This is a genomic window from Paramixta manurensis (assembly GCF_013285385.1).
GTDB classification, from domain to species: Bacteria; Pseudomonadota; Gammaproteobacteria; order Enterobacterales; family Enterobacteriaceae; genus Paramixta; species Paramixta manurensis.
This window is the reverse complement of sequence record NZ_CP054212.1, coordinates 1,608,150-1,632,096: the sequence shown is the minus strand read 5'-3', so window position 1 is coordinate 1,632,096 and position 23,947 is coordinate 1,608,150. Positions and strand designations below refer to the sequence as shown.

Annotated in this window: 20 protein-coding genes; 9 read left to right on the top strand and 11 right to left on the bottom strand. The window is 55.1% G+C overall.

Annotated features, from left to right (window positions below):
- Positions 1–27 precede the first annotated feature (27 nt).
- A complete protein-coding gene (ybiO, locus tag PMPD1_RS07970; RefSeq protein ID WP_173633531.1) occupies positions 28–2,301 on the top strand; it encodes a mechanosensitive channel protein in 2,274 nt (757 codons plus the stop codon).
- Positions 2,302–2,306: 5 nt separating this feature from the next.
- Here ybiO and rlmF read toward each other — a convergent pair whose 3' ends face one another.
- Positions 2,307–3,236, bottom strand: a complete 930-nt coding sequence (gene rlmF / locus PMPD1_RS07965; RefSeq protein WP_173633530.1) for a 23S rRNA (adenine(1618)-N(6))-methyltransferase RlmF — start codon at positions 3,234–3,236, stop codon at positions 2,307–2,309.
- A 126-nt stretch (positions 3,237–3,362) separates the two neighbouring features.
- On the opposite strand from rlmF, the gene PMPD1_RS07960 reads away from it, so the two are divergent.
- A complete protein-coding gene (locus PMPD1_RS07960) occupies positions 3,363–3,989 on the top strand; it encodes a flavin reductase family protein (RefSeq protein ID WP_173633529.1) in 627 nt (208 codons plus the stop codon).
- A 41-nt stretch (positions 3,990–4,030) separates the two neighbouring features.
- Here PMPD1_RS07960 and PMPD1_RS07955 read toward each other — a convergent pair whose 3' ends face one another.
- From PMPD1_RS07955 to PMPD1_RS07935, 5 genes are read right to left on the bottom strand one after another with little or no spacing between them, the layout of a single operon-like run.
- Positions 4,031–5,527, bottom strand: a complete 1,497-nt coding sequence (locus PMPD1_RS07955) for an HAL/PAL/TAL family ammonia-lyase (protein ID WP_173633528.1) — start codon at positions 5,525–5,527, stop codon at positions 4,031–4,033.
- A 9-nt stretch (positions 5,528–5,536) separates the two neighbouring features.
- Positions 5,537–6,313 (bottom strand): ABC transporter ATP-binding protein, encoded by a 777-nt coding sequence (locus PMPD1_RS07950; RefSeq protein ID WP_173633527.1) that lies wholly within the window; start codon positions 6,311–6,313, stop codon positions 5,537–5,539.
- Entirely contained in the window at positions 6,306–7,049 is a 744-nt protein-coding gene (locus tag PMPD1_RS07945; protein WP_173633526.1) for an ABC transporter permease, read from the bottom strand. The genes PMPD1_RS07950 and PMPD1_RS07945 overlap by 8 nt, the downstream gene beginning before the upstream one ends.
- A gap of 13 nt (positions 7,050–7,062) precedes the next feature.
- Entirely contained in the window at positions 7,063–7,782 is a 720-nt protein-coding gene (locus PMPD1_RS07940; RefSeq protein ID WP_173633525.1) for an ABC transporter permease, read from the bottom strand.
- 13 nt (positions 7,783–7,795) lie between these two features.
- Complete coding sequence (locus tag PMPD1_RS07935) at positions 7,796–8,653, bottom strand: transporter substrate-binding domain-containing protein (RefSeq protein WP_173633524.1); 858 nt, start codon at positions 8,651–8,653, stop codon at positions 7,796–7,798.
- A 463-nt stretch (positions 8,654–9,116) separates the two neighbouring features.
- On the opposite strand from PMPD1_RS07935, the gene hutC (PMPD1_RS07930) reads away from it, so the two are divergent.
- Positions 9,117–9,872, top strand: a complete 756-nt coding sequence (gene hutC / locus PMPD1_RS07930; RefSeq protein ID WP_435529719.1) for a histidine utilization transcriptional repressor HutC — start codon at positions 9,117–9,119, stop codon at positions 9,870–9,872.
- Between the two features lie 62 nt (positions 9,873–9,934).
- Here the strand turns inward: hutC (PMPD1_RS07930) and hutG are convergent, their stop codons facing one another.
- Both hutG and hutI read right to left on the bottom strand, forming a co-directional pair.
- Positions 9,935–10,729 carry an N-formylglutamate deformylase gene (hutG, locus tag PMPD1_RS07925; protein WP_173633523.1) on the bottom strand — a complete coding sequence of 265 codons (795 nt, stop codon included), beginning with the start codon at positions 10,727–10,729 and terminating at the stop codon, positions 9,935–9,937.
- Positions 10,726–11,943, bottom strand: a complete 1,218-nt coding sequence (gene hutI / locus PMPD1_RS07920; protein ID WP_173633522.1) for an imidazolonepropionase — start codon at positions 11,941–11,943, stop codon at positions 10,726–10,728. The genes hutG and hutI overlap by 4 nt, the downstream gene beginning before the upstream one ends.
- Positions 11,944–12,031: 88 nt before the next feature.
- Here hutI and PMPD1_RS07915 point away from each other — a divergent pair, with 88 nt between their 5' ends.
- Positions 12,032–13,387 (top strand): formimidoylglutamate deiminase, encoded by a 1,356-nt coding sequence (locus tag PMPD1_RS07915; protein WP_173633521.1) that lies wholly within the window; start codon positions 12,032–12,034, stop codon positions 13,385–13,387.
- Positions 13,384–13,920: a HutD/Ves family protein gene (locus tag PMPD1_RS07910; RefSeq protein WP_173633520.1), complete on the top strand. Its 537-nt coding sequence runs from the start codon at positions 13,384–13,386 to the stop codon at positions 13,918–13,920. Before PMPD1_RS07915 ends, PMPD1_RS07910 begins: the two co-directional genes overlap by 4 nt.
- A gap of 42 nt (positions 13,921–13,962) precedes the next feature.
- Here the strand turns inward: PMPD1_RS07910 and hutC (PMPD1_RS07905) are convergent, their stop codons facing one another.
- Positions 13,963–14,718: a histidine utilization transcriptional repressor HutC gene (gene hutC, locus PMPD1_RS07905; protein ID WP_173633519.1), complete on the bottom strand. Its 756-nt coding sequence runs from the start codon at positions 14,716–14,718 to the stop codon at positions 13,963–13,965.
- A 347-nt stretch (positions 14,719–15,065) separates the two neighbouring features.
- Here hutC (PMPD1_RS07905) and hutH point away from each other — a divergent pair, with 347 nt between their 5' ends.
- The 4 genes from hutH to PMPD1_RS07885 all read left to right on the top strand — a co-directional run bounded on the left by hutH (position 15,066) and on the right by PMPD1_RS07885 (position 20,780).
- Positions 15,066–16,610: a histidine ammonia-lyase gene (hutH, locus tag PMPD1_RS07900; RefSeq protein ID WP_173633518.1), complete on the top strand. Its 1,545-nt coding sequence runs from the start codon at positions 15,066–15,068 to the stop codon at positions 16,608–16,610.
- 26 nt (positions 16,611–16,636) lie between these two features.
- On the top strand, positions 16,637–18,322 hold the full coding sequence (gene hutU / locus PMPD1_RS07895; protein WP_173636147.1) for a urocanate hydratase: 1,686 nt from the start codon (positions 16,637–16,639) through the stop codon (positions 18,320–18,322).
- A 172-nt stretch (positions 18,323–18,494) separates the two neighbouring features.
- Complete coding sequence (locus PMPD1_RS07890) at positions 18,495–19,397, top strand: alpha/beta hydrolase (RefSeq protein WP_173633517.1); 903 nt, start codon at positions 18,495–18,497, stop codon at positions 19,395–19,397.
- 216 nt (positions 19,398–19,613) lie between these two features.
- On the top strand, positions 19,614–20,780 hold the full coding sequence (locus tag PMPD1_RS07885) for a M20 aminoacylase family protein (RefSeq protein WP_173633516.1): 1,167 nt from the start codon (positions 19,614–19,616) through the stop codon (positions 20,778–20,780).
- Here the strand turns inward: PMPD1_RS07885 and ybiB are convergent.
- Together ybiB and dinG are read right to left on the bottom strand one after the other, a co-directional pair.
- A complete protein-coding gene (gene ybiB / locus PMPD1_RS07880; protein ID WP_173636146.1) occupies positions 20,777–21,745 on the bottom strand; it encodes a DNA-binding protein YbiB in 969 nt (322 codons plus the stop codon). The genes PMPD1_RS07885 and ybiB overlap by 4 nt on opposite strands.
- Positions 21,746–21,770: 25 nt before the next feature.
- Positions 21,771–23,933, bottom strand: coding sequence for an ATP-dependent DNA helicase DinG (gene dinG / locus PMPD1_RS07875; RefSeq protein ID WP_173633515.1), 2,163 nt, complete (start codon positions 23,931–23,933; stop codon positions 21,771–21,773).
- Positions 23,934–23,947: the final 14 nt, after the last annotated feature.

Below are 23,947 nucleotides of genomic sequence, written 5' to 3'. Positions count from 1 at the left end.
TTTTTTTCGCCGCCACAGGAGAGCGTAATGCCGGGAACCCATCCACCCTTGTTTGCTGTCTTACGGTGGCTACTGTTATTTATTTTATTTGGCGCGCCCTTACACACCGTTCAGGCGGTAACCCTGCCCGCTGCCGCCACCACTCAACCAGCGCCGACGCAACCCTCCGGCAACACGCCAGAACCGAATATTGAACAAAAAAAAGCCGCCTATAGCGCACTGGCGGACATTCTGGCAAACGATCACTCCCGGCAAGAGTTAATCAAACAGCTTCGCGACGCCGCCGCCAGCCCCTCCACCACCGCGCCACCAGTACTGAACCCACCCGCGGCGACAGATGCGCAGGATAAAACCGTGCTGCAAAGCCTGACCGATACCAGTCGCCGTTATGGCGGCGCGTTTGCTCACCAGTTTATCAAGCTACATCACACCATTGTCGCCGCGCCGCATAAGCCTTTTCATCAGCAAACGTTTATCAATGCCGTGGTCCATTTCGTCATGCTTGCCGCAGCGTTATTTGCCTTTTACGGCGTGATTAAGTGGCTGATGGCGCCGGTTTATCGTCGAATGGGACATTGGGGACGGAAAAAAAACCGCGACCACACCAATTGGCTACACTTGCCATCGATGATTTTGGGCGCCTTTGTGATTGATTTGCTGTTACTGGCGCTGGCGCTATTTGTCGGCCAGATCCTCAGCGATTATCTTAATGCCGGTAACCGAACCATCGCCTACCAACAGGGGCTATTTCTCAATGCCTTCGCGTTGATTGAATTCTTCAAAGCCATCTTGCGGTTAATCTTCTGCCCTCACTATCCCGACCTGCGCCCTTTTCATATTGCCGATGACCGGGCGCACTATTGGAATTTACGTCTGAGCTGGCTGAGCGGATTGATTGGCTATGGGTTACTGGTGATCGTGCCGATTGTCTCAAATCAGGTCAATATCCAGGTCGGCGCATTGGTCAACGTGGTGATTATGGGGCTGATCACGCTGTGGGCGTTGTGGCTTATTTTCCATAACAAACGCAATATCCAGTTTGAACTGGTGGCGCTCGCCGATCGCAGCATGGCCTTCTTCGCTTTATTTATCCGCGCCTTCTCACTGGTCTGGCACTGGTTAGCCAGCGCTTATTTCATCACCCTGTTTCTATTTTCGATGTTTAATCCCGGCGATAGCCTGAAGTTTATGATGTCGGCCACGGTACGTAGCCTGGCAATTATTGGTATTGGCGCCTTAATTTCCGGCATCCTGACACGCTGGATTAACAAAACCATTATTCTCTCGCCCGACCTGCGCCGTACCTACCCCGAACTGCAGAAACGGGTCAATGCATGGGTCTCCGGCGGCCTGAAGCTGGCGCGTTTTTTAACCGTGCTCGGCGTGATGTTACTGCTGCTTAACGCGTGGGAGTTGTTCGATCTCTGGCAGTGGCTTACCCTCGGCGCGGGCAAAAAAGTGGTGGATTTACTGATTCGCGTCCTGACGATCTTACTGTTTTCCGCCGTTGGCTGGACGCTGCTGGCAAGTTTGATTGAGAGCCGCCTCGCATCGGATTCGCACGGGCGCCCGATGCCGAGCGCCCGCACGCGTACGCTGCTAACACTGTTTCGTAACGCGCTGGCAGTCTTAATCAGCACCATTACCATTATGATTTTATTGTCGGAAATCGGGGTGAACATCGCGCCACTCCTCGCCGGGGCGGGCGCTCTGGGCCTCGCGGTCTCCTTCGGTTCGCAAACGCTGGTCAAAGATATTATTACCGGCATCTTTATTCAGTTCGAAAATGGGATGAATACCGGCGATTTAGTCACCATCGGTGACATTACCGGTACCGTGGAGCGTATGTCGATTCGGTCGGTCGGCGTTCGCCAGGATACCGGCGCTTATCACATCATTCCCTGGTCTTCGATCACGACCTTTGCCAACTTTGTGCGTGGGATTGGCTCTTTTGTCGCGAACTACGATGTCGCGCGTGATGAAGAGAGCGATCGCGTCAATGCCACCCTGCAGGAGGCGGTAAAAGAGCTGATGGAAGATGAAGAGATCCGAGCGATGGTGATTGGTGAACCGTCATTTGCCGGGCTGGTCGGTCTCACCGATCAGGCATTTACCGTGCGCGTCTCCTTTACCACCCAGCCACTGAAGCAGTGGACGGTACGCTTTGCGCTGGATGATAAAGTGAAAAAACATTTTGATCAGGCGGGAATTAAAACACCGCATCAAACGGTGCAAGTGATGCAAACCGGGAACGATGTGCAGGGCGCGGCAGGTGTACAGCCGCTCCCGGCGCCAGAGTAATTGGTTTATCCGGCGAGAATACGCGCACGCACTGCCGGTTCGTAAAAGCTCCAGGCAATAAACCGGCTCTGCTTCTGACCTTGCGCCATCTCAACAATACGTACCTCACGCGCGCCAGCGGTTTCCAGCGCGCGACGTAACGCGGGCAAATTCTCCTTACGAGAAACCAGCGAAGTAAACCACAGGCATTGACGCGCAAAGGTCACGCTTTCGGCAATCATCCGGCTGATAAAGCCGGTTTCGCCCCCTTCACACCACAACTCATTATGCTGGCCGCCGAAGTTGAGCGGCGCACGGGTATCCAGTTGCAAGTTACGTAGTTTACGTTCAGTTCCTTGCCGCGCCTCCGCCGCCGAAGCGTGAAACGGCGGGTTGCACAGTGAAGCATGATACAGCTCATTTTTATGCATAATGCCACTGAAAATGGCCTGCGGATCCTTCTGTCGACGCAGACGAATAGCGCGCGATAAGCCGGGGTTTGCCTGAATAACCGCATTGGCCGCTTTCATCGCGTGTGGATCAATTTCGGAACCGGTAAAGCGCCAGCCATATTCCCGGTAGCCAATCAGCGGATAGATGCAGTTCGCCCCGCAGCCAATATCCAGTAGGTTTAGGTCGCGCGGTATCACACCGTGATGATCGGCCGCCAGTAAATCAGCTAAATGATGGAGATAATCCGCCCGGCCCGGCACCGGCGGGCAGAGGAAGCCGTCGGGAATCGACCAGTTTTCAATCTGATAAAAGTGCTGAAGTAACGCCTGATTCAGCATCCGAACCGCCGCAGGATTGGCAAAGTCGATTGACTCATCGCCATATTGATTGACCTGCACCCAAGCCGCCAACGGCGGATGGCTGTCAATCAATGCGGCAAAATCATAGCGGCCACGGTGGCGATTACGCGGATGGAGGGCAGTTTTTTCAGCAGCTTTTTTCATAAATGTTTCTCGTAGTGAACGGCGCGTAAGATACCCGTTACGGTAAAACCCGTAAACAATTGTTGCGGTTTTTTCTGCCGGCAAACAGGCTAAGATGGCAGAAATAACCGAACGGAAAGGAAGATCATGTCGCGTCAACGCTACTCTTACCAACCGCGCGCCGGCCACGGCCTGCCTCACGACCCACTTAACGCAATTATTGGCCCACGGCCGATTGGCTGGATCAGTTCAATCAGTCGCGATGGGCAGCGTAACCTTGCTCCTTACAGCTTTTTTAACTGCTTCAACTATCGCCCCCCGATCATTGGATTCGCCAGCAGCGGCTGGAAAGACAGCGTCCGCAATATTACCGAAACCGGCGAATTTGTCTGGAACCTGGCAACCCGTTCGCTGGCGGTACCGATGAATGAAAGCTCGGCGTCAGTACCGCGTGAACAGGATGAGTTTGCCTTAGCTGGCGTCACGCCGCTGGCGGCGTCGCAGGTTAATGTCAGCATGGTGGCTGAGAGCCCGGTAAATTTCGAATGCAAGCTCTCGCAATGCATTCAATTACAGGGTGCCGATGGGGAAAAAGTCGAAAGCTGGCTGGTACTGGGGGAAGTGGTGGCGATTCATATTGATAGCCATCTCCTTGAAGAGGGGATTTATCAAACCGCAAAAGCTGAACCTATTTTACGCGCCGGTGGGCCCAGCGCTTATTACGCCATTAGCGACGAACTGCGTTTCGATTTGATTCGTCCGGATGCGCGTTAAACCGCCACGGTACGGGCAATACAGATATTGCCCGTTACTCGTTAGGGTTCAACCATTTCAGCTTGCATCACACTAACCGCTTTGGCGATCTCTGGCGCTAACCAGCGATCATCTTCCCAGGTCGCCACCGCTTCGCGCAGCAGCGCCCACGCGCGTCGCGTCCCTTCGCCGGATTGTTCTCCGCCGTGGAAATCTAACGCTTGCGCCGCCAGCAGATATTCAATCGCCAAAATTTGCCACAGGTTGCCGCTGAGTTTCAGAAGCTTCAGCGCCGCGCTGGTGCCCATGCTGAGGTGATCCTCCTGCAACGCCGAAGTGACAAAATTATCCAACACCGCCGGTTGCGCTAACTGTCGATTCTCGCCACACAACGAGGCGGCGACATATTGCGCAATCATCATGCCGGAATTAACGCCGGGTTTAGCAACCAGGAACGCCGGTAGGCCGCTGACTAACGGATTAATCAACCGATCGAGACGCCGCTCGGCCACGCTGCCCATTTCTGCCAACGCCATCGCCAGCAAATCGGCCGCCATCGCCACCGATTCACCGTGCGGGTTAGCTTGCGAAACCACACGCCAGCTCTCCGGGGAGCCTAATACCAGCGGGTTATCGGTGGCGGCGTTTAACTCGATTTCAATCTGCTGCTCGGCATGACGCATTTGGTCGCGGCACGCACCATGAATTTGCGGCATTGAACGCAGGCTTAAGGCATCTTGGGTGCGAATTCCCTTCCCGGCCGCCAGAATTTGGCTATTACGTAATAACTGGCGTAGGCGCTGACCCACGCGTTGAATACCGGGGCTGGCCTTCAACGCCAGAACGTCCTCATCAAAGGCATCAAGCTGCCCACGTAACGCTTCAAAACTCATTGCGCCGGTCACATCGGCCCAATCCATCAAACGCCAGGCATCATCCAACGCCAGGCAGGAAAGCCCGGTCATACAGGGCGTGCCATTCACCAGGCTCAGGCCATCTTTGGCCCCGAGCCGACAAATACTGGCGCCTTCCAACTCCAGCGCCTGATGCGCAGGAACCGTTTCACCGCAATAATGAACCGAGCCAATGCCAATCAATGCCAAGCCGATATGCGCCATATGGGTCAGATACCCTACCGAGCCTTGCGACGGCACTTGCGGCGTAATGCGCCGATTCAGTAATACCAGCAGCCCTTCAACCACCGCCGGGGAAATCCCCGATTTGCCCTGGCTGTAGTTAGCTATTGCGGCACACAAAATCGCCCGCGTTTGCTCCTCGCTCAACAACGGCCCGACGCCACAAGCGTGGCTCATTAACGTATTACGCGATAGCGTGCTGAGTTCATCATCGGACAGAGTGATATTACAGAGCGCGCCAAGTCCGGTATTAATCCCATAAGCAATATGACCGGTCGCCACAATATTATCGACAATCTCGCGTGCCTGACCAATGCGCCGCCAGGCCGTGTCGCTCAGCGCCAGTAACGCGCCGTGACGCGCCACCGCCACCACATCTTGCCAACGTAACGGGGCATCGCCCCAAACCACCTGTTGTGCCATACCCACCACTCAATGATGACTGGAAATAAACTGTTTAAAACGCGGCGATCCCTGTTCGCCAAACATCTCTTCCGGCGTCCCCTGGCAATCAATCATGCCCTGGTGCATAAACACCACTCGATTAGAGACATTGCGGGCAAACCCCATTTCGTGGGTAACCACCAGCATGGTGCGGCCCTCTTCCGCCAGGCTACGCATCACTTTTAGCACTTCGCCCACCAGTTCCGGATCAAGCGCCGAGGTGGGTTCATCGAATAACATAACTTCCGGTTCCATCGCCAGCGCCCGTGCAATCGCGACCCGCTGTTGCTGCCCGCCGGAGAGTTGTGAAGGATAAAAATCCTTACGGTTCAATAACCCGACGCGATCAAGGATTTTCTCTGCTTGCTCAATGCACTCTTTCCGATTCTTTTTCAGCACATAGTGCGGTCCCTCAATCACATTCTGCAGCACGGTCATGTGCGACCAGAGATTAAAACTTTGGAACACCATGCCAAGCCGCGCACGCATACCTTCAACTTGTTTGTGGTTAGCCGCTAACTGATGACCACGAGCATGGCGTTTCATCTCAATCGCTTCGCCTGCAACGCTCACCACGCCGGAATCCGGCGTTTCCAGCAGGTTAATACAACGTAAAAAGGTACTTTTACCGGAACCACTGGCGCCTAAAATTGAGATGACATCCCCTTTGCGCGCATCCAGTGAGATCCCTTTTAAGACTTCCAGCGAACCGAAAGATTTATGGATATCGCTCATTGAGAGCGTGACAGGTGCGAGATTAGTCATTTTTTTCTCCGGCAATCGCAGGGTTTACAGGCAGTGCAGGTTCTTCGTCAGGCGTGCGCAGGCGTGGTGATAAATAACGCTCAATCTGCGCGTAGATTTGCACAATAATAAAGTTCAGAATCAAATAGATAAGCGCGGCACAGATAAAGACTTCCATCGTCCGATAAGTACGCTGGATAATCTGTTGCGCTACCCCGGTCACATCCCACACCGTGACCAGGCTCGCCAGCGCGGTTGATTTCACCAGCAGGATGGCTTCCGTGGAGTACGCCGGTAGCGCGTAACGCAGCATCACGGGCGCGATGATCCGCCGTAATAACAACCAACGTGACATGCCGCAGGCGATGCCCGCCTCAATCTGCCCTGTCGGAATGGCCAGTAAGCCGCCGCGTAAAATTTCAGCGGTATAAGAAGCGGTACACAATGCCAACGCCACCACAGCACAGGCGAACGGCTCGCGCAGTACCGGCCAGACAAAACTATGCCGAACCACTTCAAACTGCCCGAGGCCGTAGTAAATCAAAAACAGTTGAATCAGCAGAGGCGAGCCACGAAAAACCAGAATGTAGCCGCGCGCAAAACCGCTTAACAGTCGATTACTACTCATGCGCATCGCCAGAATCAGCAACGACAGGACGCCGCCCAATACGAAGGAGCAAAAGAACAGACCCAACGTCACCGGCAATGCGCCGATCAGTTTGAGAAACGTATCGCTAAGAAACGCAAAATCGATCATATCAGTCTCCCGGTCAGTGCTGAGCCGCAGTACGGCTTTGATGCGCGCGGCCCATGCGTTTTTCCGCTTTACGGAAAGCGCCGTTCGACAACACCGTTAATACCAGATAACAGCCACCGCCAATCAAATAGAAGGTAAAATACTGGCGGGTTGATCCCGCCGCGACTTGGCTGGCGCGCATCAGTTCAACAATGCCGGTCACCGAGATCAACGCGGAATCTTTCAGGCTCATTTGCCAGACGTTCGACATGCCGGGTAAGGCATAACGCACCACCTGCGGGACAATGATGCGCTGAAAAATGCGCCATTTTGGCATCCCAATGGCCTGCGCGGCTTCCACTTCCCCTTTGGATAACGCCAGCCGCGCCGCCCGGTATACTTCGCCCTGGTAAGAGCCGGAAATCAGCCCGATAGCCAGTGCGCCAATCAGAAACGGCGGCATTTCAATAAATCCATCCGCGCCAAACAAATGACCAATCTGAGTCACCAGCCCCGACCCGCCGAAATAGAACAGATAGATAATCAGCAGCTCGGGGATGCCGCGGAAAATGACTGAGTAACCATCACCTAACCAGCGTACCGGACGGTGACGGGATAATTTCGCCGCCGCCACGCCGGAGCCCACCAGCGCGCCAACCATCAGCGCAACCAGCGACAACAGCAGCGTGGTACATGCCGCACCGAGGATTAAATTTCCCCAGCCATTTTCGCCAAAACCCAATGTGGCCATCATTGCAATACCTCACTTACGGCGTTACGTCAGTCTTAAACCATTTTTCACTCAGTTTCTTCACGGTACCATCGGCGAGCGCGGCTTTAATCGCCTGATCCAACTTGGCTTTCAAATCGTTATCCGCCGGGCGTACACCCATGGCCTCGCCCTCTCCCCAAATCGGACCACCCAGTTTCGGGCCGCTGAAGTTCAAATCTTTGTTTTCCGGTTTAGAGAGGATGGATTGCGCAAAAGTCACATCATCGAATACCGCATCAATACGTTCGGCCTGTAAATCGAGAATCGCATCAGCCGACGCGTTGTACTCACGGATGGTGGCAATATCTTTAAAATATTTATCAATGAATGGCGTATAAACGGTGCCGGAAGCGATACCGATAGTTTTGCCGTCTAGCGCTTTACGCAGGCTAGCAATGGCTGGCGTGATTTCTGCCGGGTTATCATGCAGTTTGATGGTGGCGTTCGGCCCTTTCGCTTCAGGTAGTAGATTCCCTTTCAAAGTAATAAAGCTGGCAGGAGTCGAGGCGTAAGGCGTGGTGAAGTTAATCACCTTTTTCCGTTCTGGCGTAATCACAATCGCATCCATAATGACGTCATATTTACCGGCCTGCAAACCAGCAATCATGCCATCCCAGTTTTGCACCACCAGCTTGCACTTGATCTGCATACGCTGACAGAGATCGGTAATTAACTCCGGTTCAAAACCGCCCAGTTTGCCGCCTGGCAGCGTCAGGTTCCACGGCTCATAGCTCCCCTCCGTGGCAATAGTGATCGACTTCCACTCTTTCGCCTGGCTGGATAGTGCGCACATCAATGCCGATGTAATCACGCTACTGACCAATAATCGACGGAATAACAAAGTGTGTTTCATCTGGCGCTCCTGGAGTTATGGCCTCAGCCTTAGCCGGACCCGAAAGGTGACGTGGTCAGTGTTGACCTGAAAACAACATCGCTTCATCGCTGTGGGTGTTATGTCATGTATATACAACCGATTGGGCGACAATTCATCCACAGTGATTAAAAACTGTGACTCAGTTATTGTTAATGGAAAGTTATAACCAACTTGTTATATCTTGTACATACAAGCCAAGCAAAGGCTGTGCCAGATTAACCGTCAGCTGCTAACGGTTTGATTTTTCTTTTAAATCATCACGTTCGAAAACGTTTAGTAAAGATGACTTTGCACCAATGTGATGCAAATGCACGGTTATTGATCGTCATCTGAACGGTGTTCAACCCGGCGTGCGGCTGGTAATTTGCGATGTTGTTGTATAGACAGATAAAGACAGTTAAATAAGGTAAACTTCCTTCATCATCATGCTGAAAGGTCAACTATGGTGCCCGAATACAAAACGCTGGCAGAGATAATAGCCCTGATAAGTGACGAACCTGCGCCCTTATACCAGCAGGTGAAACAAGGCATTGTGCACTTGATTCGCGATCGCCGCTGGCAGCCGCACCAGCGTGTGCCATCAGAAAGTGAGTTGGTGAATGAGTTAGGCGTCAGCCGGATGACCGTCAACCGTGCGTTGCGTGAACTGACCACCGAAGGGTATTTGGTTCGTCTACAAGGCGTCGGTACTTTTGTCGCTGAAAACAAAGCCTTCACCCCGATGCTGGAAGTCCACAATATCGCCGACGAGATTGAAAACCGCGGGCATCGTCACACCAGCCAGGTTTTACTGCTGCGTAGCGAGAAAGCCGATGAGCCAACCGCACAGGCATTTGGGCTTAGGCACGGCGATCACTTATTTCGCTCGCGCATTATTCATTTTGAAAATGATGTGCCGGTGCAACTGGAAGATCGGTTGGTCAATCCGGGGATCGCGCCGGAGTATTTGCAGCAAGATTTTACGCGCGATACACCTTTCGCCTATTTGACGCTGAAAGCGCCGCTCACCGCCGGTGAACACGTGGTAGAAGCGGTCAATGCCAGTGTGGAGGAGCAGCGGCTGTTGCAGATTGAGAGTAGTGAGCCCTGTTTGCAGATTCAGCGCCGTACCTGGCATCATGAGGATGTGGTGACCTCTGCCCGGTTACTGTATCCCGGGGCGCGCTACAAGATGTTTGGTCGTTTTCAGCAAAGTTGATGGCGACATTCCGTCGCCCAAAATCAAAGGGGTTGGCCGCGCCAACCCCTTTTCGCAGTGGCTTAAACCAACCTCTTGCCCTGCGCAAGGAAATCAACAATCAGTTGTTTTAACAGCGGCTGTAACTCAGATGCCTTATCGCCACGCCACCCAAACGGCGGCTGTTCATCCATGTAGTTACACTGCGCTAATTCCAGTTGCACCGCATGCTGTTTTTCCGCCGGTTTTCCGTAGGCGCGGGTAATATAACCACCTTTGAAGCGCCCATTCATCACCCAGCTAAAACGTGACTGCGCTTCACAGCGCTGTGTTAGCGCTTGCGTAATCCCGGCGCTACAACTGTCGCCCGCGTTAGTACCTAAATTAAGATCGGGTAAACGACCTTCGAACAACCGTGGGATCACCGACGCAATGGAGTGCGCATCAAACAGTAGCGCGTAACCAAACTGCTGCTTCAGACGCGCCAACTCTTGCTGAATTTTTTCATGATACGGCGTCCAAATACTCTCAAGATAATGCTGGCGCTGTTGCGGCGTCGGTGTCATACCGGCTTTAAAGGTCGGCGTACCGTCGAACAAGGTTTCCGGATACAACCCGGTGGTCGCGGTGGTATAGAGCGGTTGATTATCCGCCGGGCGGTTCAGGTCAATCACAAAACGCGAGTAGTTGCCGATCAGCACGCTGGCACCCAGATCGCGGACAAAATCATACAGTTGTGGAATATGCCAATCGGTATCCGGCAGCCCTTGCGCCGCCTCGCTGAGACCGGCCTCGACTTCAGGGGTTAGCGCCGTACCGGCATGGGGAATACTCACCAGTAGCGGTAGGGTACCGGCGGTAAAATGATAAGGTGTCATTGTTTTTCTCCACGATAGATAACCTGACAAGGCAACTGTCCACCCAGCCAATAAATCAACTCAGCCGGACGCGCCAGCGGCCAATGGACAAAGTTCGCGACTTTGCCCGTTTCTAAGGTACCGTGACTCTGTTCCAGCCCCAGCGCTCTGGCGCCATTGAGGGTCACGCCAGCCAATGCTTCTTCCGGCGTAAAACGAAATAATGTACACGCCATATTCAGCATTAAGCGCAGTGAAAGCGCGGGTGAAGTACCCGGATTCGCATCGCTGGCTAATGCCATCGGCACCTGGTAGCGGCGGAATAATTCCACCGGCGGTAACTGCGTTTCACGCAGCAGATAAAACGCGCCTGGCAACAGCACCGCCACCGTTCCGTGTTCCGCCATGGCCTGAACATCACTCTCGGTGGCATATTCCAAATGGTCGGCGGAAAGCGCATTAAAACGCGCCGCCAGCGCGCTGCCGCCCAGCGATGAAAGCTGCTCGGCATGCAGTTTTACCGGTAGCCCAAGCGCCTGCGCGCGGGTAAAGACCCGCGCCACCTGTTCAGGTGAAAAGGCCAGATGTTCACAAAAGGCATCCACCGCATCCGCCAAACCTTCCGCCGCCACTTGCGGCAGCAGCCGGTCACAAATCACCTCAATCCAGCCATCGGGATGCTGTTTAAATTCAGGCGGCGTTGAGTGCGCCGCCAAACAGGTTGACAGCACATCCGCCGGGATCTCCTGCGCGATCTGACGAATCGCCCGCATCATACGCAACTCGCTGCTTTCATCCAGGCCATAGCCAGACTTAATTTCCAGCGTCGTCACCCCTTCCGCCAGCAGATGCTCAATACGCCTGCGGGCGCTACTTACTAACTGCTCAAGCGAGGCTTCGCGTGTGGCACGCACGGTAGAAATAATCCCGCCGCCCTGCGCTGCGATCTCCGCATAGCTTACGCCGTTTAGGCGTTGCTCAAACTCATGGCTGCGATCGCCGCCAAACACCAGATGCGTATGGCAATCGACCAAGCCTGGCGTAATAATGCCGCCGCCAAAATCGGTATGCTCCCGCGCCGTAATCGTCGCGGCCTCGGCACGCGGCCCCAGCCAGGCAATTTTCCCATCCCGCACGGCAATCGCGCCGTCTTCAATCAGGTTATAGCGCCCGTCACGCATGGTGACCAGATCCGCGCCGGTCCAGATACTGTCACAGCTTATTTCGCCTGCCATCTGCCCTCCTGGTTTGTCGCGGCCGTCATTTACAGCTCACGTTAAAGTATGTATATGTATATACAACTACCGTGCCCGAGGATCAACCATGACAAGTTATTTTGCGCCGCGCGCTCTGCTGACCGCTGGCTGGAAACAGAACGTTCGCCTTGATGTTGATGACCAAGGTTTTATTCAGGCTATCCATCCCGATAGCGCGTCAACCGGTTGCATTGCACTGGATGGCGCGGTCATTCCGACTATCGCTAACCTCCACTCGCACGCTTTTCAACGGGCGATGGCCGGGCTAGCGGAAGTGGCAGGCGATCCGCAAGATAGTTTCTGGACATGGCGTGATTTGATGTATCGCATGGTACAGCGTCTGTCGCCGGAACAAGTCGGCGATATTGCGACTTATCTGTACATCGATATGCTGAAAGGCGGTTATACCCAAGTCGCGGAATTTCACTACTTACATCATGACACGAACGGGCGCCCCTACGCGAATGACGACATGCTGCAACACCTGGTACAGGCGGCGGAACAAGCCGACATCGGTCAAACGGTGCTGCCGGTGCTGTATAGCTACGCGGGGTTCGGCGCTCAGCCTCCTCAGGCCGGACAAAAACGGTTTATTCAGGATAGCGACCAGTATCTGCGTCAACAGGCCAATCTCGCTCAGTTACTGAAAAACAAACCGTTACATAATCAGGGGCTCTGTTTCCACTCGCTACGGGCGGTAAGTGAACAGCAGATGCGCCAAGTATTGGCCGCCACCGCGCCAGACGTGCCGGTGCATATTCATATCGCTGAACAGGAAAAAGAGGTCAATGACTCGCTGGCCTGGAGCGGTCAACGCCCGGTTAACTGGTTGCTGGATCGTTTTGATGTCGATGCGCGCTGGTGTCTGATTCATGCTACTCACCTTGAAGAGGCGGAAATAGATCGTCTGGCGGCCAGCGGTTCGGTGGCCGGACTTTGTCCCACCACCGAAGCCAACCTTGGCGACGGTATTTTTCCGGCTACCGACTATATTGCGCGCGGTGGGCGTTGGGGCATCGGTTCAGACAGCCATGTCTCACTTGATGTGGTAGAAGAGTTACGTTGGCTGGAGTACGCCCAGCGCCTGCGCGACCGACGTCGTAACCGCATTGTGACCGCGCAACACACCTCAGTTGGCGATCTGCTTTACCGTCAGGCTGCCGCTGGCGGCGCTCAGGCTTGCGCGGTGAAAACCGGCGAACTGTCGCCAGGGCAACGAGCCGATTGGCTGGTGCTGGCGAATGACGCCTGGTTGGGAAGCTGCGACGATCGTTCGCTGATTAACCGCTGGCTGTTTGCCGGGCATCGCGGCCAAATTCAGGATGTTTTTGTTGCTGGTACGCAGGTCATTCACAGTGGTCATCACCGGTTAGAAGAGCAGAGCGCTAGCCGCTTCCACGCGGTAATGAGGGCACTGCAATGATGCATTTTTATGATACCGCCACCCTGCCGGTCAGCCGTTGGCGTAATGGCGGCGGCGAAACGCGTGAAATCGTCAGTTTTCCGCCCCACGCCGAACCTTTTGGCTGGCGCGCCAGTATCGCGACCATCGCCAGCAGCGGTGATTTTTCAACATTTCCCGAGGTTGACCGTGTGATTACGCTACTGGAAGGGGATGGCGTGGAACTACACGCCGCCGGGCGCTATGTGCAACCGCTGCAACTCAATCAACCGTTCCGTTTCGCTGGTGAAGAGGCGATTAGCGCACATCTTAACGGCGGTGAAAGCCGTGATTTTAACGTGATGACGCGACGCGGTGAATTTCGTTCCGAAGTGTTTACCACCGCTGAAAGCCAGCACAGCGCGCTGGGAGTGTGTTGGATTATCGCTGGCGTTTGGCGTGTGGGCGAGCGGCAGCTAACCCGTGGCGAGGGCGCATGGTGGGAAGAGAACAGCGAACCTATTATCCCTGTCTCACACGATGCGCTGATGCTGTTTGCCGCCATCAGCGCCTGACATATTGCGGCGACGGCGGCTTAGCGGGCCGCCGCCTAACGCTTAGCCGTGCCCTTTAAAACGCCCAAGTAACTTGTAACGCGAACCGGGGTAAAGCAGCTTTGCGTAGGTCACAATCTTCGCATCACTCCAGGTCTGGCGACGAATCAACAAACAAGGCTCATGCTCATCCAGCGATAAATATTTGCGTTGTCGCGCATCTGGCAACACCGCTTCCACAATGTGTTCACCCGCCGTCAGCGGCGCAACACGCATTAAATAGGTGTACGGCGTTTGGCTAAGATAATCCTGATTCAAATAATCCGGCGCCATCAGCGGGTTGACTAAACGATCTTCCAACTGCACCGGCAACTCATTCTCAAAATGGACGATCAGCGAATGATAAATCGACTGGCCGGTCGAAAGCCCGAGGATTGCCGCCTGCTCCGGGTCAGCCTTAACTTCGCTCAGCGATAAAACCTTGCTGCTATGCGTATGCCCTCGCTGCGCAATTTCTTCGGCGATATTATGCACTTCCAACATCGCCGTGTAGCCTTTCACCTCCGCCACAAAGGTGCCGACGCCTTGCATACGGATCAAATACCCTTCGCTGGTTAGCTCACGCAAGGCCCGGTTGATCGTCATCCGGCTGACGCCCAACTCACTCACCAACTCGCTCTCGGAAGGAACGCGTTGGTTGGCTTGCCAGACGCCTTCGGTGATTTGACTAATAATGGCCTGTTTCACGCGTTGATAAATCGGCGCCGGTTGGGCGCTCATGGCGGCGGCGAGTTGCGAGAGTGCCGTCTGCTCAACCATATCACTATCCTTAATCTAAATAATCACCCTAGTTTACGACCTGATCCCTTAAATGTATATACATCTGTACCCTGCTCTCCGGCACCCAAAATGTGCAGCCGTTGCATCAGCGTAGTGCGCGCGGCGGAACGATTAGCGGGCGCGCGCTTCGTCACAGCCTGACGTTAGCGGATTCGCGATTTTGTGATCAATCTGGCATAGGCATTGCTAGTTGTATAGACAAGAATATACAGTTGTGATTCACTTTCTCACGTGACTGATTCTACCGCTTTGCCAGGTAGGCGAAGCGAACGACCCGATTTTATCGGGTGCTTATTTCGTCGAAGTTGTATAGACAGGAGTATACTATGTCGCTCAGTACGCAGGTATGTCGTCTCACGCCGGGTGAGGTCGATCTGGCGATGCTTAAAGCTATCTATCAGGGTGGCGTAACGTTGGCGCTGGATCCGCAGGCGCGCCATGATGTGTTAACAGCACGTGAAACGGTAGAAGCCATTGTCAATGCCGGTAAGGTGGTGTATGGCATTAACACCGGTTTCGGCAAATTGGCACAAACCTCTATTCCGGCGGAACGTTTGGCGGAATTACAGCGGAACCTGGTGCTATCCCATAGCGTCGGTTTAGGTAACTTGCTGCCGGACAACGTGGTGCGTCTGGTGATGGCAACCAAAGTTATTAGCCTGGCGCGCGGCCATTCCGGTATTCGTATTGAACTGGTGGACGCGCTGATTGCGCTGTTTAATGCCGGTGTGATGCCCTGCATCCCGGAAAAAGGCTCGGTTGGCGCCTCCGGCGATCTGGCCCCGCTGGCTCACCTGTCGTTGATGTTGATTGGCGAAGGTGAAGTACGGGTTGGCGGCGAAAAAATTTCCGCCGTAGAAGGGTTGAAACGGGCCGGTCTGGCACCGTTCATCCTTGGGCCGAAAGAGGGGTTGGCCCTGCTCAATGGCACGCAGGTTTCTACCGCGTTGGCGCTACGCGGTCTGTTCGAGGCGGAAAAAGTGTTCGCTGCCGGGCTGGTCGCTGGCGCGTTGTCGCTGGAAGCGATTAAGGGCTCGGTAAAACCGTTCGATGCGCGGATCCATCAGGCCCGTGGGCAGCAAGGTCAAATCGCCGTTGCTGCCGCGGTAAGCCACCTGCTGGAAGGGAGCGAAATTCTGACCTCGCATGCCAACTGTGGCCGGGTACAAGATCCCTACTCGATTCGTTGCGTGCCGCAGGTTATGGGCGCCTGCCTTGATAACCTGAACCACGCCGCACGCGTATTGCAGATTGAAGCCAATGCCGCGTCCGATAATCCACTGGTGTTTTCTGATAGCGGCGAGGTGATTTCCGGCGGTAATTTCCATGCTGAGCCCGTCGCTTTCGCCGCCGACATTATCGCCCTCGCGGTGGCCGAGATCGGCGCGATTTCTGAACGTCGCCTGGCGCTGTTGCTGGATACCGGCCTTTCCGGATTACCGCCGTTCCTGGTCAACGATGGCGGCGTCAACTCCGGCTTTATGATTGCACAGGTGACCGCCGCCGCGCTGGCCTCAGAAAATAAATCGCTGGCGCATCCCGGCAGCGTTGACAGCCTCCCGACTTCCGCCAATCAGGAAGATCACGTTTCGATGGCGACCTATGCCGCCCGCCGTCTCGGCGAGATGTGCTTCAACACCGCTGCCGTGGTGGGTATTGAAGCAATGGCTGCCGCGCAGGGCATCGATTTTCATCGCCCGTTGCAAAGCTCGCCGCTACTGGAACAAGAGCTGGTTCAATTACGCCAGCACGTCGCCTTTCTGGAAAAAGACCGGCTGATGGCGCCGGATATCGAACAAATGCGTCTGTGGGCATCGCGTGATTCGTGGCCGCAGGCTATTGCCAATCTGCTGCCTGGCAGCGCCGTTTAAGTACTTGGTTGATAAGGAAAAAGATGATGAGTGAATCCGTAAGCAAAGCCGTTTCCCGCGTGGTACGTGCGCCGCACGGCAGTGAGTTGCATTGTGAAAACTGGCTGATTGAAGCCGCTTACCGCATGATCCAGAACAACCTCGATCCGGATGTCGCCGAACGCCCGGAAGACCTGGTGGTGTACGGCGGTATTGGTAAAGCCGCGCGCAATTGGGAGTGCTTTGAACAGATCCTACGTTCGCTGCGCGCGCTGAAACCGGAAGAGACGCTGCTGGTACAATCCGGCAAACCGGTTGGCGTGTTCCGTACCCATGCTGACGCGCCGCGCGTATTGATTGCTAACTCCAACCTGGTGCCACATTGGGCGACCTGGGACCATTTCCACGAACTGGATAAAGCCGGTTTGATGATGTATGGCCAGATGACCGCCGGTTCGTGGATTTATATTGGTGCGCAAGGCATCGTACAGGGTACCTTTGAAACCTTCGCTGAAGCCGGTCGCCAGCACTATAACAGTGACCTGAGCGGCAAATGGATTCTGACCGCCGGTCTGGGCGGAATGGGTGGCGCGCAGCCGCTGGCAGGTGTGTTGGCTGGCGCGTCGGTGCTGGCTATCGAGTGCCAGGAGTCACGTATCGATTTTCGTCTACGTACCCGTTATCTCGACTACAAAGCCTATACCCTCGATGAAGCGCTAAAAATTATTGACGATGCCAATAAAGAAAAACGCGCCATCTCAGTTGGTTTGCTGGGTAACGCGGCGGAAATTCTGCCTGAAATGGTCAAACGCGCCAAAGCGGGCGGCATGAAGCCCGATATCGTGACCGACCAAACCTCGGCGCACGACCCGGTGAACGGTTATCTGCCGATTGGCTGGACACTGGATCAGTGGGTCAATACCCGTCGTGAAGATCCGAAGTCAGTAGAAAAAGCCGCGCGCGCCGCGATGGCGGTTCATGTGCAGGCGATGCTGGATTTCTGCCATATGGGTATTCCAACCGTGGATTACGGTAACAATATTCGTCAGGTGGCAAAAGAAGAAGGCGTAAGTAACGCGTTCGATTTCCCCGGTTTTGTACCGGCTTACATCCGCCCGCTGTTCTGTGAAGGTAAAGGCCCGTTCCGCTGGGTGGCGCTGTCCGGCGACCCGGAAGATATTTATAAAACCGATGCCAAACTGAAAGAGCTGTTCCCGGATAACAAAAACCTGCATCGCTGGCTGGATATGGCGCAAGAACGTATCGCTTTCCAGGGGTTACCGGCACGTATTTGCTGGCTGGGCCTCGGCGAACGTCACCTGGCCGGGCTGGCATTTAATGAGATGGTCCGCAATGGCGAGTTGAAAGCGCCCATTGTTATTGGGCGTGACCATTTAGACTGCGGTTCAGTTGCCTCGCCTAACCGTGAAACGGAAGCGATGAAGGATGGCTCCGATGCGGTTTCCGACTGGCCACTGCTGAACGCGTTGCTGAATACCGCAGGCGGCGCGACGTGGGTGAGCCTGCACCACGGCGGTGGCGTCGGTATGGGCTTCTCGCAACATGCCGGGGTGGTGATCGTCTGTGATGGCACCAAAGAAGCCGATGCGCGTCTGGGCCGCGTGCTGTGGAATGATCCAGCCACTGGCGTAATGCGCCATGCCGATGCCGGGTACGAGATTGCGAAAACCTGCGCCACTCAGCATGAACTGAATTTGCCGATGATCAAATAACCACCATTATCGCGCGTAACCAAGGCCTGAGGTGACTCAGGCCTTTTTTTGTCCATAAACTACGCCAGCGTTGCGGCGCTCTGTATTTTGTCACAAAAAAAAGCCTGATATTCATACTGTCTCCCTTCTTTTCTGCTGGAATCGCTGCGTGATAACGTGATAAGGATCCACCATGCATCGACGCCAATTTTTAACCGGCTTTGCCGCCTCGATTATTGCCGCAAAGGCCGGCCGGGTTTTTGCCTCACCCTACCTCGACCGCCCCTCGATGATTAAATTATGGGACGGCATTCCACCCGGTGGCGGCGGACCCGTGGGAAACCTCATCGTGTCGCCAACCGGCGCACAACATCATATTTCCACGCCATGCCTGACGGTTCTGACACCGCGTTTGCCACAGGGGCACGGTGTGTTGATCGCAGCGGGTGGCGGTTATAAGAAAATTGAAACCGGTATCGAAGCTATGCCAGCCGCCGAGTGGTTGGTTGCACACGGCTACACCGCCTATATTCTCAGTTACCGGCTTCCCGACGAAGGCTGGGCCGATGGCGCCATAGTGTCATTGCAGGATGCCCAACGCGCATTGAGAATCGTCAGGCAGCGCGAACAGCAGGTCAGCCTTTTAGGTTTTTCTGCCGGTGGCCATTTGTTAGGTTTGGCGGCTACCCGACCCGATTTCCACAGTTATCCGGCGCAGGATGCGTTAGATGAAGTACCGGCTAACGCTGACCGCGCGGCGTTGATTTACCCCATTATTACGCTGGAAAAGCCCTACACCCATACTTCCACGCATAAGCTGCTGGTTGGCCCTCATGCTTCAGACGCTGAAAACGCCAAATGGTCGGTTCAGAACTATGTTACGCCCCACTCGCCGCCGTTTTTTCTGGTACAGGCCGAAGACGATCCGGTTTCGGATCCGCACAATACTCTGATTATGGATACCGCCTGTCAGCGTGAACATGTGGCAGTTGAGATGTACCGTTATTCACACGGTGGACATGGCTTTGGAATGGGTAAACCGGGTACGCCGACGGTAAAATGGCCGCAATATTACGCCGATTGGCTGCAACGGTGAATGTCAGCTTTTCACGTCATCGGCCCTGTAACACTCAAAGATGTCCGGCCAGTGACAACGTCCCGTTTAGCTGATTACTGTTACCCCGCACAATAACGTCGATTTTCCGCCAACAGCGATAGACGCCGCCCCCTGATTACCACTACAGTGAAACGCTGGACTTGCCGCGTTGCTGCGCGGTAGAAACACCCCCTTTACAAGGAGAAACGCCCGCTTATGACCGTTCCCGCTTCACTGACTGAAGAAGCTATCGGCTGGCGCCGCCAACTGCACGCGCAGCCGGAATTGGGGTATCAGGAACAAAAAACGGCACGGTTTGTCGCTGACCAATTGCGCGCTTTTGGCCTTCAGGTGCATACCGGCCTTGCCGGAACTGGCGTAGTAGGCACGCTGGAAAACGGCGCCGGCCCGGTTATCGGCTTGCGCGCCGATATGGATGCACTGCCAATTACCGAGTTGGGGCAACCCGCCTGGCACTCGCAGCAATCTGGCGTGATGCATGCCTGCGGGCATGATGGGCATACCGCTATTCTGCTGGCGGCGGCGAAATGGCTGGCGGAAACCCGGCGATTTAGCGGTACGGTACACTTTGTCTTTCAACCCGCGGAAGAAAACCTCGGCGGCGCGCGGAAAATGGTCGAACAGGGGTTATTTACGCGGTTTCCGATGGATGCCATTTACGCACTACATAACTGGCCGGGGCTGCCGCTCGGGCAGGTCGCTATCAATAGCGGCGCGATGATGGCCTCCCTCGACTCGTTTGAAATTACCCTCACCGGTAAAAGCTGCCATGCCGCGATGCCGGAAAGCGGCGCCGATCCGATTGTTGCAGCGGCAGAGCTGATCCTTGCGCTACAAACCATCCCGGCGCGCCGCCTTTCGCCGCTGGCTTCTTCGGTTGTGAGCGTCACGCAAATTAGCGGCGGTGAAGCGATTAATGTCATCCCGGAAACCGTCACGCTACGTGGGACAGTGCGCTGTCTGCAACCTGAGGTGCGCAGCAAGGTACGCGCGCTGATTGAGGAGTTTGTCGCCACGCTGCCGCGCCCTTTTGCGGTGGAGGGCAATATCCACTGGTATGCGGGTTATCCGGTGACGCAAAACCATCCGCACCAGGCGCAGCAAGTTGCGCAGACGGCCCGTCGCCTGGTTGGAGAAAAAAACGTTCACTGGGAAGTGAATCCCTCCATGGCATCGGAAGATTTTGCCTGTATGTTGGAAGCTTGCCCGGGTGCCTATTTGTGGCTTGGTGCCGATGGCGACACTCCGTCAGCGCCGTTACACAACGCTTTTTATGATTTTAATGATGCGCTCATCGGTCCGGGCATTGCCCTCTGGCAACACTTGGTTGAAACAGTGTTAGCGCCGCCATCTGGCGCTTAATATCCTGCCGCTGTCAGCAATGCGAAGCCTTCCTCAAGCGTCTCGCTGCGCCCGGTCGCCACCAAACAGCAGGCGACTTGCCCACGTAACGCTTGCGGCACCGGCAGGGTTTTATTGATGACCGCCTGAATCCATGCGGCGGTGGTTGCGGCATCTTTTGCCGCTGGCAGTTGCGCATCGCTCTCTTGCTGGCGTGCGAGTAACACCTGCGGCTCGGCGGCGTCGCCCGTTACCAGGTTAATCGACGGACACCGCAACGGATTGGCGTAAACCTCACCCTCGGTTCCATTCAGCAGTAACGCCGGCGCGTCAATTGCACTAAAGAAGGTAGCCACGCGTGGAATATACTCCGGATGGGAAACGCTGGATAAACGCAACGCGGCCCGCTCAGCGAACGGCGTTGCCAGCTTCGCCAGCGTATGAGCGCTGCTTCTTACCCCCAGCCGCCAGCGTAGCGCTAACTGCTTCGCCATTGGCGCGCACAACGTATCAATGGTGATAAAGACCGCTTCACCGGCATTCAGTTTCGCCTGCGCCTCTTGCGCATCACGCGCTGGCGCGACGCCAAGCGCCGCAAAGACCGCTTCGCTGGTCACGCGCGTCGGATCTTCGCTGATGCCGTGCACCACCACCGGAAAGCCCAGTTTGGCGAGCAGCAACGCCAGTAGCGGCGTGAGGTTGGCCTGTTTACGGGCGCCATTATAACTCGGAATGACCACCGGCATCGGTTGACCGGCTGGCGGCGTAAGACGCATCATGCTCTCCTGCATTGCCTGATAAAACCCGAGCATCTCCTGTTCACCTTCTCCTTTAATGCGGAAAGCCACCAGCAAAGCACCCAACTCCAGATCCGGCACCTCTCCTGCCAGCATCGCGCGATACAGCGCGCGCGCGGTATCGAAATCAATATCCCGTGCGTGATTTTTACCGCGCCCGACTTCTTTAATGATTTTGGTGTACAGCAGCATTAAGCGTGTTCCTGCAAAAAGGTTAACTGCGCCGCGCGACTTTCGTTGTACGTGGCGCTTTTTTGGGCGTCTGAAGCCGAATTTCCCCTTCCGGCATCGCCGGTTGTTCAATCGGAAACACCGGCAATGCCTTTAATAAGCGTGCGCCGTAGGGTTTATTGATCAGCCGCCGATCGTAAATCACAATCTCGCCAAAGCAGTCATGGCTACGGATCAGACGCCCCACCTGTTGTATCAAGGTAAAAGAGGCGCTGGGTAGACTCTGCACCTCAAATGGATAGCGTCGCAGGCTTTTCAGCCATTCTCCTTCCGTCAAAATTACCGGACTGTCCACCGGCGGGAAAGCGATTTTATGAATATGCACTTGGGAGAGCAGCTCGCCTTTTAAATCCAGCCCTTCGGCAAAAGATTGTAGCCCAACCAAGATACTGGTATCGCCTTGTTGCACGCGTTGGCGGTGCAACTCCACCAGCCGGTAGCGCGGCTGATCGCCCTGCACTAACATCATTAACCGCAGCGCGGTAACCTGGCTGAGAAAGAGCTGCATCGCGCGGGCGCTGGCAAACAACACCAAAATCCCTTTGTGCTTACCAAGGCTTATCTGTTGCCGGAAAAAATGCGCCATTTCCGCAATATGCTGCGCTTCAGTGGCCATCAGCGGTTCGTAACGCATTTGCGGAATGATCAACTTCCCTTGTTCGACGTGGCGAAACGGCGAGTCGAGCGCCACAAAGCGGTCACCTGGCTTCTCACTGAGGCCGGACATTTCCTGAAGCCGGTGAAAACTGTTGAGAGAGCGCAGCGTGGCGGAGGTCAAAATCACATGCGGTACTTTACGCCACAGCAGTTTTTCCAGTTGATCGCTTACGCGGATACCGGCGCAGTGCAGCAGCAAATGGGGGTTGCCTTCGCGTAGTTCACGCGTCACCCATTTCGAGACCGGCGCGCCGGAGGCCTGCTCCATCGCCGCCAGCCGCCACAATTTACTCATTGCTTCGAACCAGCCAAAGGTACGGTTCATCTGCATGAGGGTGCGATGCAAACGTACCACATCATGCTGGCCGGTCTTTTCACTCAGATCGTTTAATAACGCCTCCGCCAGGCCGCGTAGCGCGTCGCTCAGTTTATATAAACGTGCGCAAAGGGTCAGAACCGCTTCCGGCAGTTTGCCCATCTCGAAACGATACTCCGCCTCGCTTTCCGCCAGTGGCAGTAGGCCGCTAAGTAAAGTTGCCAGCATCTGTAAGTGTTCGCGTACTTCCTCACAATGCCCTTTCAGGCGTTCAATATTGGCTAATGGCGGCGGCGATTTTGGCCGAAATTGCGCCATGCATTGCTCCACCAGGCGCACAAAAAGATCGAGCTGGAGCGCGTTCCAGCCGGGCGTAATATCGCCACTCATTTCCAGCGCATCACGCGCGACGTCGGGCAAATGGTGCCCTTCATCCAACACCAGCAATAACTGTTTCGCCGGCGGCAAAACCGATTCGTTTTCCAGTGCCGCCATCACTAACGCGTGATTAGCCACCACCACATCGGCCTGTTCAATTTCACGCCGCGCGACAAAAAACGGACATTCGCGAAACCAGTGGCAATTACGCCCCAGGCAGTTAGCTTTATCGGTGCTAAGCCGCTGCCACAGGCCATCATCAATCGCCTCATCGCAATGATCGCGCAGCCCATCCCATTGATAACGATTGAGGTTTTTTTCCAGCCGCACACACAGCGCCTGCTCCTCTTTACTGGCGGTGAGATCATCGTCAAGAAACAGCGGTAAATCCCCCTGCTTATCAGCATCGGTCGCCAACGCGGAGAGATTGCGCGGGCAGACATAACGCCCACGTCCAAAAGCAGCGGTGAATTTAAGTTCCGGAATGATTTTTTTCAGTAGCGGCAAATCTTTGCTGAAAATTTGATCTTGCAAGGCCACATTAGCGGTACTCACAATCAGCGGTTTCTCTTCTGCCCGGCTCACGGCAATACCCGGGATCAGGTAAGCTAGCGTCTTCCCCACGCCGGTCGGCGCCTCAATCGCCAGATGACGCCCGTCATCGCCCGCCAGCGTTTTCGCCACTTCGGCAATCATCTGGCGCTGCGGTGAACGCGGAATAAAATCCGGCACCTGTTGCTGAAGGGCTTTGTACCACTCGCCGATTTGCGCTTTTAACGCTGCGGTTAACGCCATAATGTCCGGTCTCT

Coding starts and splice junctions, on each gene's coding strand:
- PMPD1_RS07950 (WP_173633527.1), bottom strand. CDS start 6,313: ATGACTAATCTCGCACCTGTCACGCTCTCAATGAGCGATATCCATAAA.
- PMPD1_RS07890 (WP_173633517.1), top strand. CDS start 18,495: ATGCATCGACGCCAATTTTTAACCGGCTTTGCCGCCTCGATTATTGCC.
- dinG (WP_173633515.1), bottom strand. CDS start 23,933: ATGGCGTTAACCGCAGCGTTAAAAGCGCAAATCGGCGAGTGGTACAAA.
- hutU (WP_173636147.1), top strand. CDS start 16,637: ATGAGTGAATCCGTAAGCAAAGCCGTTTCCCGCGTGGTACGTGCGCCG.
- ybiO (WP_173633531.1), top strand. CDS start 28: ATGCCGGGAACCCATCCACCCTTGTTTGCTGTCTTACGGTGGCTACTG.
- hutI (WP_173633522.1), bottom strand. CDS start 11,943: ATGGCAGGCGAAATAAGCTGTGACAGTATCTGGACCGGCGCGGATCTG.
- PMPD1_RS07960 (WP_173633529.1), top strand. CDS start 3,363: ATGTCGCGTCAACGCTACTCTTACCAACCGCGCGCCGGCCACGGCCTG.
- hutC (WP_173633519.1), bottom strand. CDS start 14,718: ATGGTTGAGCAGACGGCACTCTCGCAACTCGCCGCCGCCATGAGCGCC.
- hutC (WP_435529719.1), top strand. CDS start 9,117: ATGGTGCCCGAATACAAAACGCTGGCAGAGATAATAGCCCTGATAAGT.
- PMPD1_RS07885 (WP_173633516.1), top strand. CDS start 19,614: ATGACCGTTCCCGCTTCACTGACTGAAGAAGCTATCGGCTGGCGCCGC.
- hutH (WP_173633518.1), top strand. CDS start 15,066: ATGTCGCTCAGTACGCAGGTATGTCGTCTCACGCCGGGTGAGGTCGAT.
- hutG (WP_173633523.1), bottom strand. CDS start 10,729: ATGACACCTTATCATTTTACCGCCGGTACCCTACCGCTACTGGTGAGT.
- PMPD1_RS07945 (WP_173633526.1), bottom strand. CDS start 7,049: ATGATCGATTTTGCGTTTCTTAGCGATACGTTTCTCAAACTGATCGGC.
- PMPD1_RS07940 (WP_173633525.1), bottom strand. CDS start 7,782: ATGATGGCCACATTGGGTTTTGGCGAAAATGGCTGGGGAAATTTAATC.
- PMPD1_RS07955 (WP_173633528.1), bottom strand. CDS start 5,527: ATGGCACAACAGGTGGTTTGGGGCGATGCCCCGTTACGTTGGCAAGAT.
- PMPD1_RS07915 (WP_173633521.1), top strand. CDS start 12,032: ATGACAAGTTATTTTGCGCCGCGCGCTCTGCTGACCGCTGGCTGGAAA.
- PMPD1_RS07910 (WP_173633520.1), top strand. CDS start 13,384: ATGATGCATTTTTATGATACCGCCACCCTGCCGGTCAGCCGTTGGCGT.
- PMPD1_RS07935 (WP_173633524.1), bottom strand. CDS start 8,653: ATGAAACACACTTTGTTATTCCGTCGATTATTGGTCAGTAGCGTGATT.
- rlmF (WP_173633530.1), bottom strand. CDS start 3,236: ATGAAAAAAGCTGCTGAAAAAACTGCCCTCCATCCGCGTAATCGCCAC.